At 65.9% G+C, this 932-nt stretch carries 1 protein-coding gene; it reads right to left on the reverse strand.

Annotated features, from left to right (window positions below):
• Positions 1-932: IS1634 family transposase (locus tag ACFTOW_RS13320; RefSeq protein ID WP_379916513.1), on the reverse strand; the 932-nt coding region annotated here is incomplete at both ends.

The raw sequence follows: 932 nt of genomic DNA on the forward strand, positions 1-932 counted from the left end.
CGCGAGCCGGCCGTCGAAGAGTTGGGCCTGGGTGACGGCCGGCTCGTCCACCGACCAGGAGAAGCGCTCGGCGGTGAAGTCGGCCTTGAGGAAGCGTGCCATCTCTGCTTCGGCCACGGCGCGAGTGAACCGGCTGTAGGCGCCCCGGTCGGAGGCTCGCCTGCCCTTGGCGGTTTTTCCATCGTCCTGTGCGTCGAGCTTGGCGACCATCTTCTCGGCCATGGCCTCCAGTTCGGCGATGCGGGCACGGCGGCGGGTGGCCTGCTCCTCGGCGCGCATGGAATCATGAGCGACGATCAGGCGGTGGCCGGCGAAGCTGGCCTCAGCAAGGCCCGCGTCGTCAAAGGTGAGGGAGCGGAATGTCTCCACCAGCTCGGTGTAGCGCCGCGCGGGCACGGCGAGGATGAACTCCAGCTGGCGCTCTCCCCTGGCAGCCAGGGCGGTCAACTCCTCGATATTGCTCAGGCTCAGCAGCCCTCGGTCGGCGACCAGGATGACCCGCTGGATCGGGAACCGTTTCAGCACCGTCGCCAGCATGGTCTGCAGGGTCGTCGTTTCGGCGACATTGCCCGGATGGACAGTGTGCATGAGCGGCAATCCCTCGGCGGTCTGCACCACACCGAGAACGAACTGCCGGGCGATGCCGCCGATCTCCTTATTCATGCCGAAAGCGCGGAGATCGTCGTCAACCGTACCCTCCCCGTGGATCCGGACCGTCGTGAGGTCGTAGAAGACGACGGCCAAATCGCGATCGACCAACGGCCGGATCTGGCGCGCCAAGGCGGCCTCGACCGCCTTGCCATGATCCATCAACGCGTCCATCGCGCGCAACAGATGCTGGTGTGTCACGTCCCTGGGCATCGCGGGTATTGCAACCGTTTCGAGCCAGCGCAGACACCCCAACTTGCTCGTCGGATCACACAGACGGTTGA

The sequence above is a fragment of the Lacimonas salitolerans genome, from assembly GCF_042677865.1.
In the GTDB taxonomy this organism is placed as follows: domain Bacteria; phylum Pseudomonadota; class Alphaproteobacteria; order Rhodobacterales; family Rhodobacteraceae; genus Lutimaribacter; species Lutimaribacter salitolerans.